At 71.5% G+C, this 466-nt stretch carries 1 protein-coding gene; it reads left to right on the forward strand.

Translation table 11 applies throughout. The features are described from left to right. A partial coding sequence (locus tag L995_RS03740; RefSeq protein ID WP_047469245.1) for an MFS transporter occupies window positions 1–466 on the forward strand: 466 nt, incomplete at both ends.

Consider the following 466-nt stretch of genomic DNA (forward strand, 5'->3'; position numbering starts at 1 on the left):
CCGCGTCGCTGGCGGCCTTTGTGGCCGTGGAGCGGCGCGTGCAGCAGCGCACGGGGCAGCCCATGCTGGACCTGTCGCTGTTTCGCTATCCGCGTTTCGTGGGCGTGCAGTTGCTGGCGGGTGCGCCGGCCTATGCCTTCGTGGTGCTGCTGGTGCTGCTGCCGGTGCGCTTCATCGGCGTGGAGGACATGGCGCCGCTGCAGGCGGGGCAGCTGATGTTTGTGCTGTCCCTGCCCATGCTGTTCGTGCCGTTGCTGGCGGGCTGGCTCACGCGCTGGGTTTCGGCCGCGCTGCTGTGCCTGGCGGGGTTGCTGGTGTGCGCTGCGGGCCTGCTGTGGCTGGGCGGGTGCGCGCCGGGCACGGCCTTTGCGCAGATGGCGGCGCCGCTGGTGTTGGTCGGCCTGGGCATCGGGCTGCCCTGGGGTTTGATGGATGGCCTGGCCGTGAGCGTGGTGCCCAGCGAGCG

Origin of the sequence: Delftia sp. ZNC0008, from assembly GCF_000799035.1 — a bacterium.
Lineage (GTDB): Bacteria > Pseudomonadota > Gammaproteobacteria > Burkholderiales > Burkholderiaceae_C > Comamonas > Comamonas tsuruhatensis.